Below are 558 nucleotides of genomic sequence, written 5' to 3' on the forward strand. Positions count from 1 at the left end.
TGTGCGCAATTTTGCACTAACTCTCGATTATCTACCTCAACAGTTTTGAACGTGTTGAGCCCATGAATATAAGTCAGCTCGACCTGTTGTTCTTCCACCAACAACTGTTTCAATCCATTCAACAACATACCTGACGGCTCAACAAGCGTTGCTTGTTTTAGGCTATCTAATCGCTGAACTAACTCATAATAGTTTCTACCTAACGCAGCGCCAACCTCAAGCAAAGCATGAGGCGGTTTTCCATTCTTCGATACCGCTTGAGTAATAAAATCCGCCACTTGCGAACAATGGGATGATTTAGCAAAAGAAAGTGGAACAAGTTTCGACTCACTGGTGATCGCATCAATCTGCTTATCTTCCACAAATTTATCGAACCATTGTGCCTCAAAATAACCCGCCAAACCTCGACTGTTTAGGTAAAAATCTTCCATGCTGATTCCGTGTGTATTTTCAAAGGTTCTATTGTATCGAGCAGAGAAATTTAAGCGGGTTCTAGCTACACATTCTTGCGAGCAAAAAAATGAAAATACGATGAATGCAAAAAAGCCCTTTCATCTA

The 558-nt window shown here is 40.9% G+C and carries 1 pseudogene; it reads right to left on the reverse strand.

Annotation, left to right across the window (positions count from 1 at the left end):
• Nucleotides 1-431 (reverse strand): annotated as a pseudogene (locus R7093_RS27245) (SAM-dependent methyltransferase); the annotation flags it as partial.
• Between the last annotated feature and the right edge of the window lie 127 nt (nucleotides 432-558).

The organism is Vibrio sp. 1580 (assembly GCF_033340055.1).